The organism is Nitratireductor luteus (genome assembly GCF_026162365.1).
Taxonomy (GTDB): Bacteria; Pseudomonadota; Alphaproteobacteria; order Rhizobiales; family Rhizobiaceae; genus Chelativorans; species Chelativorans luteus.
The window spans coordinates 225,541-239,432 of record NZ_JAOANW010000004.1 but is presented as its reverse complement, the minus strand read 5'-3'; the positions used below and the strand labels follow the sequence as shown (position 1 = coordinate 239,432).

Genomic DNA, 13,892 nt, shown 5'->3' with positions numbered 1-13,892 from the left:
AACACTCGTTGCGGCCGGCGGGCGGCGGGCGGCGGGTTCAATCGGGCTCGTCCATCTCGCCCCGCCTCGAAGGCGCGTCGAAATCGAGGAAGAATTCGTCGAGCTGAGGCGGCTTGACGGTGGTGCCGGACAGCATGGCGTGCACCTGCCCGCGGTGGTGAATCTGGTGCAGGAACAAATGGGCGAGCAAATCGCCGACAAGCTCGGGGAACCGGCCCGCCTCCCCCCGGTCCGTGACGACGCGGCGCGCCATGTCGGCGCTGCCGAGCCTTTCGCACAAGGCGATGAGGCGTTCGTCCTCCACACGCCGCGCTTGCGCGAGCGCCACCGGATCCTCGAACGCCACGAAGTCATGGAATGCCGAGGGCCCGCGGCCGCCTTCCTCCAGCGCGTCCAGATAGTAGAGGTCGACGGCCAGGATGTGATTGAGCGTCTTAGCTATGGACGGGAAGAAGCCCGTGCGCGGCGCTTCGAACTCGCCCGGCTCCAGCGCGAGCACGGCGCGCATCAGCCGCCGGTTCGACCAGCGATTGTTGGCCGCCATCTTCTTGAAATGGGTTTGCAGATCCATTCTGGCTCCGTCACTGGCTGGCGAATGCGATCGACAATATCCATGCGAAGCTGGAGGCGATCGCCCCGGCATAGCCCGCCGCCAGCGCCAGGCGGGCGCGGCGGTGGATGTCGCCCTGGCCCGTCTCCTCGGCGTAGGCGCGCAGTTCCTCCCGGAGGTACTTTTGCATGCGCTTTCTCTTGCCGGGTCCGCGCGGGCTGCGCAGCGAGAAGAACTTCAATCTGGCTTCATCGTCGGACCAGCCGAAGCGCTGCTTTTCCAGGCCGAACGTCAGGCGCAATATCTGCCGCCAGCCATAGATCACCAGCGCCAGTGACAGAACGAAGATCAGACCCAGCAGCCAGTTCGGCATCGTCTCGCTCCTTCTTGCCATGCCGCACCGCCATCGGCCGATCCGCCTTTGGGCGCGGCTACCCTTGCAGCGCCTCCCACATCTGCTTGTCGCGCTCGGCGGTCCAGATGCGCGGCGTATCGATGCCCAGCGCCTCGTCATAGGCGCGCGAGACGTTGAAGGGCAGGCAATGCTCGTAGATCGCGTAGTCGGAGAATTTGGGGTCGCACTCGGCGCGACAGGCATCCCAGGCCTCCTTCAGGCTGCCGCCGCCCTGCGCCACGCGGGCGACCGGCTGATAGGTCGACAGAACGAAATCGCCGGTCAGGTCCAGCGCTTCGTTGACCATGTCGCGGCCCACCAGCGCATCACCCCGGCCCGGCGCGATGGCATCGGGATCGAAGGCGCGGATTTCCTCCAGCGTTCCCGGCCAGTCGTGGAAATGGCCGTCGCCGCAATAGCAGGCCGAATGATATTCAACGATGTCGCCGGTGAACATGACATTGGCATCCGGCACATGGGCGACGATGTCGCCGGCCGTATGGGCGCGTCCCAGGAACATCAGGTCGACCCGGCGCCTGCCCAAATACACCGTCATCGATTGCGAGAAGGTCGTGGTCGGCCAGGTGAGCCCGGGAATGCTTTCGTGCCCCTGGAAAAGGCGCGGGAAGCGGACGAATTCGGAATCCCAGTCCTCCTTGCCGCGCTCCACCACCATCGCGCGCGCCTTGTCGCTCATGACGATGGTGGGGGCCTTATAGGCGGAAGCCCCCAGAACGCGCACGGCATGGTAGTGCGTCAGCACCAGATGGCTGATCGGCTTGTCGGTGACCGAGCGCACCTTCTCGATCACCTTTTCCGCAAGGCGCGGCGTCGCCTGCGCCTCGATCACCATCACCGATTCATCGCCGATGATGACGCCCGAATTCGGATCGCCCTCGGCCGTGAATGCCCACAGGTCGCGGCCGATCTCGTCGAACGAGATTTTCTTGTCGGCCAAGTCCCCGGCCGATGCGAAGTTCTTCGCCATTTATGCGCCTTTCTCGTATTTCTGCACTTCCTGCTCGATCGCGCCGAAAATGGAATGGCCATTCTTATCCTTCATCTCGATACGCACCGTGTCGCCGAAACGCATGAACGGAGTTTTGGGCCTGCCGTCGTCGATTGCCTCGATCATGCGGATTTCCGCTATGCAGGAATAGCCGGCGCCGCCGGCATCGACGGGCTTGCCCGGCCCGCCGTCGAGCTTGTTGGATACGGTGCCCGAGCCGATGATCGAGCCCGCGCAAAGCGGGCGCGTCTTGGCGGCATGGGCGATCAGCGTCGGGAAATCGAAAGTCATGTCGATCCCGGCATTGGCCCGGCCGAAGGGCTTGCCGTTGTAGTCGACGCAAAGCGGCAGGTGCACCTTGCCCCCGTCCCAGGCCTCGCCCATCTCGTCCGGGGTGACCGCTACCGGCGAGAAGGCCGAGGAAGGCTTCGACTGGAAAAAGCCGAAACCCTTGCCGAGTTCGGCCGGGATGAGGCCGCGCAGCGAGACGTCGTTGACCAGCATGATGAGGCGTATCGCATCCCGTGCCTCGTCCGCCGAAGCGCCCATGGGAACGTCGTCAACGATGACGGCGACCTCGCCTTCCATGTCGATGCCGTATGCCTCATCGGCCACGGCGATGGGATCGCGCGGGCCGAGGAAGGAATCCGATCCGCCCTGATAGATAAGCGGGTCTTCCCAGAAGCTCCTGGGCATTTCGGCCCCGCGCGCCTTCCGCACCAGTTCGACATGGTTCACATAGGCCGAGCCGTCCGCCCATTGATAGGCGCGCGGCAGGGGCGACATGGCATCGTGTTCGTGGAAGCGCTCGGCCGGCACCGCGCCGTGCTCCAGGCTTTCGGCAAGGGCTGCCAGATGGGGCGCAACGCGCGACCAGTCGTCGAGCGCGGCCTGCAGCGTCGGCGCGAGGAAGGAGGCGTCCGTATAACGGGTCAGATCCTTCGAGACGACGACCAGCCTGCCGTCCCGTGTGCCGTCCTTCAAGGTGGCGACTTTCATGCGATGCTTCTCCCTGGCTCGAATCTGTCAATGTCGTCGCGATCAGTCCAGCCGTATCTCGAGGCCGTCGCGCGCGACGATCAAGGGACCTGACCACGTTTTGCGCACGGCGTCATGCCATTCTTCCTCGCCGAAGTTCGGGTCGTCGGCGGGGATCAGATGATGCAGCAGCAGATGGCCGCATTCGGCAAGGCTTGCGATGCGTCCCGCGTCCCCGGCCAGCGTATGGCTGTCCATGAGGTGCTTCTTCAGCGAGGCCGCGTTGCCGGTGCGCGCGACCAGCGCATCCACTCCCTCTTCCAGCATGGCTTCATGCACGAGAACATCGGCCTTGCGGGCGAAGTCAGCCAGCGGCGGGAAATAGGCCGTGTCGGCCGAGAACACGATCTTCCTTCCGCCACCCTGGAAGGACAGCGCGAAGCAGTCGGTCACGGGCGGATGGACGACCCGCAGCGCCTCGACGCTCAGGCCATCCTCATCCAGCACCGGACCCTCGCCATATTCGGTGATCCGCACCAGGTCGCGAATATCGGGGCGCCCCTCGTCCTCGATGCGGGTTTCGATGTCATAGGACATCGACTGGCAGAAGCCTTTCCAGACATCGCCGATGCCGGGCGGGCCGTGGACCGAGACCGGCTTCGCCAGCCCCGCCGTCCAGGCGGTGTGGATCAGCGGTCCCATCTCCAGCACATGGTCCGAATGCAGGTGCGTGATGAAGATCAGATCGAGATCGCGCAGATGCATGTCCGCATCGACGACGCCAACGGTGACGCCCAGTCCGCAGTCGACCACGATGCGCCGGCCGGCGAGCTCCAGCAGGGTAGAGGTCGGCATCGGCCCCTCGGGCCGGATCGCCGGCCCGCCCTTGCTCCCCAGGATGACGAGCCGGTCGCTCAAGACCAGTCGCCTTCAGGCGTGCCGTTGAAACGCTTCTTCAGGCCGGTCCAGCAGTCGATATAATTGTCCTGGAGCGCCTCGTTTTCGGCGGCGAAGCGCGTCAGGTGCTGGGGAAACCGGGTTTCGAACATGAACGCCATCGTGTCATCAAGCTTCACCGGCTTCAACTCCACGCTGGTCGCCTTCTCATAACCGTGAGCGTCCGGCCCGTGCGGCAGCATCATGTTGTGCAGCGAAATGCCGCCGGGCACGAATCCTTCCTCCTTGGCATCGTACTGGCCTTTGATCAGCCCCATGAACTCGCTCATGATGTTGCGGTGGTACCAGGGCGGGCGGAAGGTGTGCTCGGCCACCAGCCAGCGCGGCGGGAAGATCACGAAATCGACATTGGCCGTCCCCTCCTCGCCCGAGGGCGCGGTGAGCACCGTGAAGATCGACGGATCGGGATGGTCGAACAGGATGGCGCCGACCGGCGAGAAGGTGGAAAGGTCGTATTTGTACGGCGAATAGTTGCCGTGCCAGGCGACCACGTCGAGCGGCGAGTGATCGATCTCCGTGCGATAGAAGCGCCCGCACCATTTCACCGTCAGCCGGCAGGGCGTCTCCTTCTCCTCGTACCAGGCGACCGGCGTCTTGAAGTCGCGCGGATTGGCCAGGCAGTTGGCCCCGATCGGCCCGCGGTCCGGCAGGGTGAACTTGGCGCCGTAGTTCTCGCATATATAGCCGCGCACCGGGCCGTCCATCAGCTCGACCTTGAAGATCATGCCGCGCGGAACGATGCATATCTCGCCCGGCGTCACTTCCATGATGCCCATCTCGGTCATGACGCGGATGCCGCCTTCCTGCGGCACGATCAGCAACTCGCCATCGGCGTTGAAAAAGTGGTCGTCCACCATCGAGGCGTTCGCGACATAGATATGCGCCGCCATTCCCGACTGTCCCTGCGTGTCGCCGGCGGTCGTCATGGTGCGGATGCCCGCCAGGAAATCCGTTTGCTCGTTGGGAATGGGGATCGGGTCCCAGCGAAGCTGCCCGAGCGAAAGCTCGTGGTCGTCCAGGTTGGGCGCCGATTTCCAGCGCGCATATTCGACCGGCTTGAAGCGCGACGTGTGCCGCACCGAGGGGCGGATGCGGTAGAGCCAGGAGCGCTCGTTGGTGCCGCGCGGGGCGGTGAAGGGAGAGCCGGAGAGCTGTTCCGCATAGAGGCCATAGGCCGGACGCTGCGGCGAGTTCTGGCCTTGCGGCAGCGCACCGGGAAGGCTTTCGGTTTCGAAGTCGTTGCCGAAACCCGGCATGTATCGGACCGTCATTTCGTCCTCCGCAGGATTGACCAAACTGGTTTCATCTGTAACCATTGAAAATGTAACTATCAAACCATGTCATGGCCATGCCCGACCGCGAAATCCTGTCACTGGAATCCTTCCTGCCCTACAGACTCAACCGGCTGGCCGATGCGGTCAGCCGCTCCTTCTCCGACATCTACCGGCAGCGCCACGGCCTCACCCGGCCGGAATGGCGCACACTGGCAACGCTCGGCCAGTATGGCACGATGACGGCGACCGAGGTCGGCGCCCATTCCTCCATGCACAAGACAAAGGTCAGCCGCGCGGTGGCGGCGCTGGAGAGAAGGCGCTGGCTGAAGCGCCGGGCGGACGGGCAGGACCGGCGGGTGGAACACCTCGAGCTGACGCCCGCCGGCCAGCGCGTCTACGAGGAACTGGTTCCGCTCGCCAAGACATTCGAAGCCGACCTTCTGGGCAAGCTCGACATGCGCAAGCGCGAGGCCGTTCTGAAGGGGCTCGCGGCCTTGGAAGAGGCCGTGTTGACGAAGTGAAGGGACGGCATTATATCTGAAAGTCATATTAACCAGATTGACCGGTCAAAGAAATGAAGACAGTCCCTGCCACGGAAGCCAAAGCCAAGTTTTCGGCTCTGCTCAGCGACGTCGAGCGCGGGGAGATTGTATCCATCACGCGTCACGGCCGGACGATTGCCAGGATGGTGCCCGAGGAGAGCAAACGCCCTGAGGAAGTGCGGCGGGCGGTCGAGAATATCCGCAAGCTTCGTGCATCACTTCCCAAAACCGGCATTACCATCGAGGAAGTGCTCTCCTGGCGTCATGAGGGGCATAGATACTGATGCCGTTCATTTTGGACGCCTCGGTAACTGCGGCCTGGCTTCTACCCGACGAAGAGCACCCTCTCGCAACGCACTTGGAGGGTCATCTCCTTCATGACCATTTTTTTGTTCCACCGATCTGGTGGTTCGAGGTGCGCAATCTGCTTGTGGTCGCGGAACGACGCATGCGGCTGACATTGGAGCAAACGGCTGGAATTATCGCCAATCTGGCAATCTACCCAATCGTCGAAGACAATGATGTGGATGAACAGGTTCTCCTGCAACTGGCGCGCGCGCATGCCCTTTCCATCTACGACGCGAGCTATCTGGAGTTGGCCGGTCGATTGCGTCTGCCCCTCGCCACACTCGACAACAAGCTTCTCCGTGCCGCCGAAGCGGCGTCCATCCGGCTCGTCGGTCCCTGAGCCCCTTCAACGTCTGAGAGGCACTTCCAAAAGCGCTCTCACCAGTCCAGCACCACCTTGCCGGCCTCGCCCGAGCGCATGGCGTCGAAGCCTTCCCTGAAATCGTCGATGCCCATGCGGTGGGTGATCACGCCGGAGACGTCCAGCGGGCCCTGCACCAGCGCGATCATCTTGTACCAGGTCTCGAACATCTCGCGGCCATAGATGCCCTTCAGGTGCAGCATCTTGAAGATGACCTTGTTCCAGTCGATCTCGAAGCCGGTCGGCGCGATGCCCAGAATGGCGATCTTGCCGCCATTGTTCATCGCGTCGATCATGCCGCGGAAGGCGGGGGCCGCCCCCGACATTTCCAGTCCGACGTCGAAGCCTTCGGTCATGCCGAGCCGCGCCATCACGTCCGGCAGCTTTTCCTGCGCCGCGTTGACCGCATGGCGCACGCCCAGCTTCCTGGCCAGTTCCAGGCGGCCGGGATTGATGTCGGTGATCACGACCTTGCGCGCGCCCACGCATTGCGCCACCAGCGCGCCCATGATGCCGATGGGGCCGGCCCCGGTCACCAGCACGTCCTCGCCAACGAGGTCGAAGGACAGCGCAGTGTGGACGGCGTTGCCGAGGGGATCGAAGATGGCGGCGATCTCGTCCGGCACGTCGTCGGGGATCGCCACGACATTGTGCTGCGGCAGCGCGATGAACTCGGCGAAGGAGCCGGGGCGCTGTACGCCGACGCCCAGCGTGTTGCGGCACAGATGCCCCCTGCCTGCCCGGCAGTTGCGGCAGTGGCCGCACACGATATGGCCCTCGCCCGAAACGCGCTGGCCGGGCTTGTATTCTGTGACGGCCGCGCCGACATCGACCACCTCGCCGGTGAATTCGTGGCCGGTGACCAGCGGCACCGGCACTGTCTTCTGCGCCCACTCGTCCCAGTTCCAGATATGGACGTCGGTGCCGCAGATGGCCGACTTCTTGATCTTGATGAGCACGTCGTTCGGCCCGATCTCCGGCACCGGCACGCGCTCCATCCAGAGGCCCTCCTCCGGCTTGGCCTTCACCAGCGCCTTCATCATGTTGGACATGAGACTGTCCCCGTATCTGGAGTGTCGGCTGCCGTCATGAAATCACCCCCAGTTCCCGCCCCACGATCGCGAACGCCTCCACCGCCCGGTCGATATCCTCCGCCGAATGGGCGGCCGACATCTGCGTGCGGATGCGGGCCTGGCCCTTGGGCACCACCGGAAAGGAAAAGCCGATGACATAGATCCCGTGGTCCAGCAGGCGCGAGGCCATCTTGTCGGCCAGCGCGGCATCGCCCAGCATCACCGGGATGATCGGATGGCCGCCGCCGGCGAGCGTGAAGCCCAGCTTCTCCATGCCGGCGCGAAAGCGGGCCGCGTTGTCGTAAAGGTGGCGGCGCAGGCTGTCGCCGTTCCTGACGATGTCGAAGACCTTGAGCGAGGCGGCGGCGATGACCGGGGCCAGCGTGTTGGAAAAAAGATAGGGGCGCGAGCGCTGGCGCAGCCACTCCACCACCTCCTTCCTGCCGCTCGTATAGCCGCCGGAGGCCCCGCCGAGCGCCTTGCCGAGCGTTCCGGTGACGATGTCCACCCGCCCCTCCACGCCGCAATGCTCCGGCGTGCCGCGCCCATGCGCGCCGACGAAGCCGATGGCGTGGCTGTCGTCCACCATGACCATGGCGCCGTATTTGTCGGCCAGGTCGCAGATGCCCTGAAGATTGGCGACGATGCCGTCCATGGAGAACACGCCATCGGTGGCGATCAGCCGGAAGCGGGCGTCCGCGGCCTCCTTCAGCCGGTCTTCCAGCTCGCCCATGTCGTTGTTGGCGTAGCGGTAGCGCCTTGCCTTGCTGAGCCGCACGCCGTCGATGATCGAGGCGTGGTTGAGCGCATCGGAAATGACCGCGTCTTCCGGCCCGAGCAGCGTTTCGAACAGGCCCGCATTGGCGTCGAAGCACGAGGAATAGAGGATCGTGTCCTCCATGCCGAGGAATTTCGAGATCGTCTCCTCGAGCTCTTTGTGCTCTTCCTGGGTGCCGCAGATGAAGCGGACGGAGGCCATGCCGTAGCCGTAGCGGTCGAGCGCCTTCTTGGCCGTCGCGCGCAGCTCCTCGTTGTCGGCAAGGCCCAGATAATTGTTGGCACAGAAGTTCAGCACCTTCCTGCCGCCGCTCTCGATCTCGGCCGACTGCATCGAGGTGATGACGCGCTCGGTCTTGTAGAGGCCGGCGGATTTCAGGCCGTCGAGCTCGGCAGAAAGGTGTTTTAGGTAGGAAACGGTCATGTGTACCTCACCAAGAAACGGCCGTCGCGCGAGGCAAGCCCCTGTCTTGCGATTTCCAGCATTCAGCCTTCGGCCAGAATGCTGAAAGCGCTGTCTCTCCCGCAGAGGGAGAGATAAGGGCACCCGGAATCGATGGCAGCGTATCTCCCCCCTGGCGGGGGAGAAAGCAAATTCTCGGGGCTCGGCAGCACGCCAGGTCCTGGAACCTGCAAGAAAGGGGGCCGGCGCCATGCCGGCGGCTTTCCGCCCTCAGAAAAACGCCTGCAGCCCCGTCTGCGCCCGGCCGAGGATCAGCGCGTGCACGTCGTGCGTGCCCTCATAGGTGTTGACCGTCTCCAGGTTCTGCGAGTGGCGCATCACGTGGTATTCGATCTGGATGCCGTTGCCGCCGTGCATGTCGCGGGCGGCGCGCGCGATGTCGAGCGCCTTGCCGCAATTGTTGCGCTTGACGAGCGAGATCATCTCCGGCGCCATCCGGCCCTCGTCGAACAGACGGCCGACGCGGAGCGAGGCCTGGAGCCCGAGCGCGATTTCCGTCTGCATGTCGGCCAGCTTCTTCTGGAAAAGCTGGGTCTGCGCCAGCGGCTTGCCGAACTGCTTGCGGTCGAGGCCGTATTGGCGGGCGCGGCGCCAGCAATCCTCGGCCGCCCCCATCGCCCCCCAGGAGATGCCGTAGCGAGCGCGGTTGAGACAGCCGAACGGCCCCTTGAGCCCCGCGACATTGGGCAGAAGCGCATCCTCGCCCACTTCCACGCCGTCCATCACGATCTCGCCGGTGATCGAGGCGCGCAAGCTGAGCTTGCCGCCGATCTTGGGCGCGGAAAGGCCCTTCATGCCCTTTTCCAGCACGAAGCCGCGGATCTGGTTGTCATGGGCCGCGGACTTGGCCCAGACGACGAAGACGTCGGCTATCGGCGAATTGGAGATCCACATCTTGGAGCCGGTGAGCCGGTAGCCGCCGTCGATCCTGTCGGCGCGCGTCTTCATGCCGCCGGGGTCGGAGCCGGCGTCCGGCTCGGTCAGGCCGAAGCAGCCGATATATTCGCCGGAAGCAAGCTTCGGCAGATATTTCCTGCGCTGCTCCTCGGACCCATAGGCGTGGATCGGATACATGACCAGCGAGGACTGCACGCTCATCATCGAGCGATAGCCCGAATCGACCCGCTCCACCTCGCGGGCGACCAGCCCGTAGGAGACGTAGCCCGCGCCGACGCCGCCATATTCCTCGGGGATGGTCACCCCCAGAAGCCCGGCCTCGCCCATCTCGTGGAAGATGGCCGGATCGCTCTCCTCGTTCATATAGGCATGCTCGATGCGGGGGCTGAGCTTGTCGGCCGCAAACGCCGCCGCCGCATCGCGGATCATGCGCTCCTCGTCGCTGAGCTGCTCGTCGAGAAGAAAAGGGTCGTCCCAGACGAAGTTGGATTCCGAGGCTTTCGGCTTCTGATCCTGCATATTCATATCTGCCTTCCTGCTGCGATTGCACGCGCATCCCTACCTGGCGAGGGACCATACAGCATCCTGAGGCCCAGTGCTTCAAGCATAAAATGATTTTTTGGAAGGGGATGATGACGGGAAGGAATGGGGAGAGCGTTCGGCAACTGTTGGATCGATGACTGCTGCGCGTCTGATACCGGTCGTTCGAGAAACTGATCTGCAATCCGAGCAGACATTGTGAAAACGTGGACGAGCCGCTGCTAGATGACATGTTGCTCGCAAGGCATTCGTTTGTCCGAAACAGTAGTGATTAAAGCGGCTCAGTAAGCCTGTGTGGTCGATTCGGACAAGCGGCCGCTAGCATAACGAGGACCTCGTTCTTGAATACCCATGTCAGCGTGCCGTGGGGCGATTTCACAGGAATAGTACCGCCGACAGCCTGCGTGGGACTATCATCCCACTCAGCAACAATTGCGCTCCAGCGCCTTTGGTGTCAGTCGTCCCACTCCGGCAGCGAACGGATCTGCTCCCTGCTCATGTCGAGTGTGAGCCGGAGCCCGTCGAGCCGGATGCTGTCGAGATTGATGACCACGTCTCTTTCATTGATGCCGAGAAAGCCGCCGACCTCCACCGTTACGGCCGCGATCGCGCCGTCACCCGTCGCCAGCACTCCTCGATCTCGCCGATCTTCTCGCTGTTCGCACCGAAGACGTCCATGTCGCGCAGTTCCTTCACTGAAACGTTGAAGCCGGGAATGAGTCGGTCAGCCTCGTCGATCTCGATGAGCACCGGCCTGTCCGAGGACCCCTCGCTCTGCTGTGCAAAGACCGGATACGCCGTGGCAGTAAGCAACAGGCCTGCAATCAATGCGCTTCTCATCGCTCTCTCCTTGTCCGCCCGAGGCGGGTCACGACGCATCGCTCGGCGTCCACCCTTTGGCGGGCGTGCGCCAGGTATTACTGGGTTTCATTTGGCGGAGGCTCGCTTCCGCCCCGTTGCGTTCCGCTGCCGTTGGTCTCAGGCAGCGCCCACGCCCAAACATAGTCACCCTTGGGCGTTTCCATGAACGCGTGGCCACCTGCCATGAACGCCAGATACTGCCGGCCATCAACCTCGTAGGTGATGGGCGTCGCCTGTCCGCCAGCCGGCAGAATATCGCTCCACAACTCCTCGCCCGTTTCGATGTCGTAAGCGCGGATCATGTTGTCGGTGGTGGCGGCGATGAAGATCAGCCCGCCGGCTGTAACAATCGGTCCGCCGTTGTTCGGCGTGCCAATCGTAAAGGGCAACCGGGAAGGGATCCCGAACGGCCCGTTAGAGCGCGCCGAGCCGAACGCCTGGTCCCACAGTGTTTCGCCGGTCGCCAGGTCGATGGCCCTGATGCCGCCATAGGGCGGCTGCTTGCACATCAGCTTTGTGAAACCGACGCGCCAACCGGGGTTGACGTCGATCGCATACGGCGCGCCCACTTGCGGATCGCCGACGTCGCCTCCGGGGGCCGTGACCGGCTTCATGTCGCGCTCGCGCGCCTCCTCATGGGTGATGAGCCGGTTGAAGTTCGGAATGTCGTTGTAGTTGGCGATCAGGACCCCTCGTTCTGCGTGGACCGCCATCGAGCCCCAGTCCTGGCCGCCATTGTAGCCAGGATACTGGATGTAGGGTGTCTCGTGGGTCGGCGGCGTGTAGATCCCGTCATAGGTTGCCCGATGGTACTGGATGCGGCACCAGAGCTGATCCAGCGGGCTCATGCCCCACATGTCCTGCGGCTTGATGGGGTCGAAGGCGAGCGTGTGATAGGTGGAGAATGGCTGCACCGGGGAAATGTAGTCCGGTTCCACCCCGCCTTGCGGGACATCGCGCTCCTCCGGCTCGAATAGCGGTTCGCCGGTCTCCCTGTTGAGAACGTAGATGTCGCCCTGCTTGGATGAGATCAGCAGCGCCGGTATGGTGCCGTCCCCGGTGGGGAAATCGACCAGCGCCGGCTGACTGCCGAGATCATAGTCCCACACGTCGCGATAGACCGTCTGAAAGTGCCAAACGTCCTCGCCGGTCGTGACATCCACTGCGACGACCGAAGTGGAATATTCGTTCTCGGCCTCGCTGCGGTTCGAGCCGTAATAGTCGACGGCGGAGTTGCCGAGCGGCAGATACACGTAGCCCAGTTCCTCGTCCGCCGCGGCTATGGTCCACATATTGGGCGTTCCGCGGCTGTAGGTCTCGCCCTCCGGTGGCTCGCCCTTCAGTTGCGGCTGCTCGAGATCCCAGGCCCAGGCTAATTCGCCGGTCACGGCATCGTAGCCGCGCACGACGCCCGAAGGCGAGTCCTCGGCTTCGTTGTCGTTGACCTGATGGCCGACGACTGCAATGCCGCGCACGATGGTCGGCGGTGACGTCACGGCCACCCAGCCCGGCACGGTGGCGCCAAGCCCTTCCTTCAGCGAGACTTCGCCGTTGATGCCGAAATCGGTGCAGGGCTGTCCCAGCCGCGCATCGACCGCGATCAGCCTTGCGTCGAGAGTGGCCTCGATGATGCGCGTTGCGCACAGCGCGTCCGGGTCATCCGCCTCCGGGTCCTCGAAATAGGCGACGCCTCGGCACGCGGCGGCGTGCGGAACGGCGTCGGTAGAGACCTGAGGGTCGTAGCGCCATTCCTCTCGCCCTGTGCGGGCGTCGATCGCGATGATGATGTTCGTCGGCGTGCACAGATAGAGATCGTCGCCGACCTTCAACGGCGTCGTTTCAGGCGACCACGCCACATCCTTGTCTTCGGGCGGCATGTCGCCCGTGCGGAACTCCCACACTCTCTCCAGATCGGCGACGTTGTCGCGGTTGATCTGGTCGAGCGGCGAGTAGCGGGTACCATGGTCGGTACCCCCATACGCCGGCCACATCTCGCCTGTCTCGAGATTCGGCTGCGGTCCGCTCACCTCGACCCCGGTCGGGGTCGTGTCGGCGGCGGCTTCTCGCTCGCCTGGCCCCGCAGACGCCGCTTCGCCTTCTGTTGTTTCTTGGGCATCGATCGCTGGCTCGAGTTCGCCGGTACCCTGGCCCTCCTCTACAGGGGGCGCCTCTACCGAAGGTTCGACAGGATCCTGACCCTGCTCGGTCGCAGGCGTCTCCTGATCCGTCTGTTCCTGCGCGACGACGATGAAGGAATCGCTTGCATAGAACCCGACACCGCCCGCCGCCGCCAACAAGAGGGCCGCCGACGCCGCAGCGGTACGTTCAGGACGGCGCGAGGACGCGCCGCTGCGCCGACGCAGCGGGGGGATGCATAGCAGGACCAGGATGAGGATGATCGTCGGCGCCACGAGCCGTGGCACCTGCGCCCACCAGTCGGTGCCAACTTCCCAGAATGCCCAGATGACCGTCAAGAGGTAGGTGAGGACGTATACCCACACGGCCGCCATCGATGCCATCGCGAGCAGGACGCCGGCTATGACGAGGCCCACCCCGGCGATCAGGTAGTACCAGGAGCCGCCCAGCGTGATAAGCCAGACGCCACCGGCGACCAGCAGGATGCCGATGATCACCAGCAGCGCCCCGAGGACCGCGCAGTACCAGTAGCCTGCGCCGCGCCGCTTGCCGATTGTACCGTCGTAAGAAGCCATTTCCAGCCTCTGTCGATTTCGCTTTCGGTTGCGGAACTCCGAGTGCATCACGGAAACGGCCCTCGCAGCGCCACGTTTCGAACCCCCGACTCGACGCATTGTTCCGAGAAAGGAGATTTACCGACCGACGCGCGTCAGCCCGAAAAGGGATGCGAGC

General features: G+C 63.9%; 15 protein-coding genes. 3 read left to right on the top strand and 12 right to left on the bottom strand.

Features of this window, described 5'->3' with window-relative positions; genetic code table 11:
- Nucleotides 1–37: 37 nt before the first annotated feature.
- From N1058_RS06330 to hmgA, 6 genes are read right to left on the bottom strand one after another with little or no spacing between them, the layout of a single operon-like run.
- Nucleotides 38–571: a DinB family protein gene (locus tag N1058_RS06330; RefSeq protein WP_265516653.1), complete on the bottom strand. Its 534-nt coding sequence runs from the start codon at nt 569–571 to the stop codon at nt 38–40.
- Between the two features lie 10 nt (nt 572–581).
- Entirely contained in the window at nt 582–923 is a 342-nt protein-coding gene (locus tag N1058_RS06325; RefSeq protein ID WP_265516652.1) for a hypothetical protein, read from the bottom strand.
- A gap of 58 nt (nt 924–981) precedes the next feature.
- Nucleotides 982–1,932 (bottom strand): MBL fold metallo-hydrolase, encoded by a 951-nt coding sequence (locus N1058_RS06320; RefSeq protein ID WP_265516651.1) that lies wholly within the window; start codon nt 1,930–1,932, stop codon nt 982–984.
- On the bottom strand, nt 1,933–2,952 hold the full coding sequence (locus tag N1058_RS06315) for a fumarylacetoacetate hydrolase family protein (RefSeq protein ID WP_265516650.1): 1,020 nt from the start codon (nt 2,950–2,952) through the stop codon (nt 1,933–1,935).
- Nucleotides 2,953–2,994: 42 nt separating this feature from the next.
- Complete coding sequence (locus N1058_RS06310; RefSeq protein ID WP_265516649.1) at nt 2,995–3,849, bottom strand: MBL fold metallo-hydrolase; 855 nt, start codon at nt 3,847–3,849, stop codon at nt 2,995–2,997.
- On the bottom strand, nt 3,846–5,159 hold the full coding sequence (gene hmgA / locus N1058_RS06305; protein ID WP_265516648.1) for a homogentisate 1,2-dioxygenase: 1,314 nt from the start codon (nt 5,157–5,159) through the stop codon (nt 3,846–3,848). Before hmgA ends, N1058_RS06310 begins: the two co-directional genes overlap by 4 nt.
- Nucleotides 5,160–5,236: 77 nt before the next feature.
- Between hmgA and N1058_RS06300 the strand changes: the two genes are divergently transcribed.
- The 3 genes from N1058_RS06300 to N1058_RS06290 are packed head-to-tail and all read left to right on the top strand — an operon-like array spanning nt 5,237 to nt 6,392.
- Nucleotides 5,237–5,683, top strand: coding sequence for a MarR family winged helix-turn-helix transcriptional regulator (locus N1058_RS06300; protein WP_265516779.1), 447 nt, complete (start codon nt 5,237–5,239; stop codon nt 5,681–5,683).
- Between the two features lie 53 nt (nt 5,684–5,736).
- Nucleotides 5,737–5,988: a type II toxin-antitoxin system Phd/YefM family antitoxin gene (locus tag N1058_RS06295; RefSeq protein WP_265516647.1), complete on the top strand. Its 252-nt coding sequence runs from the start codon at nt 5,737–5,739 to the stop codon at nt 5,986–5,988.
- Entirely contained in the window at nt 5,988–6,392 is a 405-nt protein-coding gene (locus N1058_RS06290) for a type II toxin-antitoxin system VapC family toxin (RefSeq protein ID WP_265516646.1), read from the top strand. The genes N1058_RS06295 and N1058_RS06290 overlap by 1 nt, the downstream gene beginning before the upstream one ends.
- A 38-nt stretch (nt 6,393–6,430) precedes the next feature.
- Here the strand turns inward: N1058_RS06290 and tdh are convergent, their stop codons facing one another.
- The 6 genes from tdh to N1058_RS06260 form a co-directional block, all read right to left on the bottom strand.
- A complete protein-coding gene (gene tdh, locus N1058_RS06285; RefSeq protein WP_265516645.1) occupies nt 6,431–7,465 on the bottom strand; it encodes an L-threonine 3-dehydrogenase in 1,035 nt (344 codons plus the stop codon).
- A gap of 34 nt (nt 7,466–7,499) precedes the next feature.
- On the bottom strand, nt 7,500–8,687 hold the full coding sequence (locus N1058_RS06280) for a glycine C-acetyltransferase (RefSeq protein ID WP_265516644.1): 1,188 nt from the start codon (nt 8,685–8,687) through the stop codon (nt 7,500–7,502).
- 249 nt (nt 8,688–8,936) lie between these two features.
- Entirely contained in the window at nt 8,937–10,142 is a 1,206-nt protein-coding gene (locus N1058_RS06275) for an acyl-CoA dehydrogenase (protein ID WP_265516778.1), read from the bottom strand.
- 475 nt (nt 10,143–10,617) lie between these two features.
- The gene (locus tag N1058_RS06270; protein WP_265516643.1) at nt 10,618–10,794 is read right to left on the bottom strand and encodes a PRC-barrel domain-containing protein; all 177 of its coding nucleotides are present in this window, start codon (nt 10,792–10,794) and stop codon (nt 10,618–10,620) included.
- Nucleotides 10,758–11,003 carry a hypothetical protein gene (locus N1058_RS06265; RefSeq protein WP_265516642.1) on the bottom strand — a complete coding sequence of 82 codons (246 nt, stop codon included), beginning with the start codon at nt 11,001–11,003 and terminating at the stop codon, nt 10,758–10,760. Before N1058_RS06265 ends, N1058_RS06270 begins: the two co-directional genes overlap by 37 nt.
- Before the next feature lie 77 nt (nt 11,004–11,080).
- Nucleotides 11,081–13,735, bottom strand: coding sequence for an outer membrane protein assembly factor BamB family protein (locus tag N1058_RS06260; RefSeq protein WP_265516641.1), 2,655 nt, complete (start codon nt 13,733–13,735; stop codon nt 11,081–11,083).
- Nucleotides 13,736–13,892: the final 157 nt, after the last annotated feature.

Excerpts from the sequence above, each read along its gene's own strand:
- N1058_RS06320 (WP_265516651.1), bottom strand. The coding sequence starts at position 1,932 with ATGGCGAAGAACTTCGCATCGGCCGGGGACTTGGCCGACAAGAAAATC.
- tdh (WP_265516645.1), bottom strand. The coding sequence starts at position 7,465 with ATGTCCAACATGATGAAGGCGCTGGTGAAGGCCAAGCCGGAGGAGGGC.
- N1058_RS06280 (WP_265516644.1), bottom strand. The coding sequence starts at position 8,687 with ATGACCGTTTCCTACCTAAAACACCTTTCTGCCGAGCTCGACGGCCTG.
- N1058_RS06275 (WP_265516778.1), bottom strand. The coding sequence starts at position 10,142 with ATGCAGGATCAGAAGCCGAAAGCCTCGGAATCCAACTTCGTCTGGGAC.
- N1058_RS06315 (WP_265516650.1), bottom strand. The coding sequence starts at position 2,952 with ATGAAAGTCGCCACCTTGAAGGACGGCACACGGGACGGCAGGCTGGTC.
- hmgA (WP_265516648.1), bottom strand. The coding sequence starts at position 5,159 with ATGACGGTCCGATACATGCCGGGTTTCGGCAACGACTTCGAAACCGAA.
- N1058_RS06325 (WP_265516652.1), bottom strand. The coding sequence starts at position 923 with ATGCCGAACTGGCTGCTGGGTCTGATCTTCGTTCTGTCACTGGCGCTG.
- N1058_RS06290 (WP_265516646.1), top strand. The coding sequence starts at position 5,988 with ATGCCGTTCATTTTGGACGCCTCGGTAACTGCGGCCTGGCTTCTACCC.
- N1058_RS06265 (WP_265516642.1), bottom strand. The coding sequence starts at position 11,003 with ATGAGAAGCGCATTGATTGCAGGCCTGTTGCTTACTGCCACGGCGTAT.
- N1058_RS06295 (WP_265516647.1), top strand. The coding sequence starts at position 5,737 with ATGAAGACAGTCCCTGCCACGGAAGCCAAAGCCAAGTTTTCGGCTCTG.
- N1058_RS06260 (WP_265516641.1), bottom strand. The coding sequence starts at position 13,735 with ATGGCTTCTTACGACGGTACAATCGGCAAGCGGCGCGGCGCAGGCTAC.
- N1058_RS06300 (WP_265516779.1), top strand. The coding sequence starts at position 5,237 with ATGCCCGACCGCGAAATCCTGTCACTGGAATCCTTCCTGCCCTACAGA.
- N1058_RS06330 (WP_265516653.1), bottom strand. The coding sequence starts at position 571 with ATGGATCTGCAAACCCATTTCAAGAAGATGGCGGCCAACAATCGCTGG.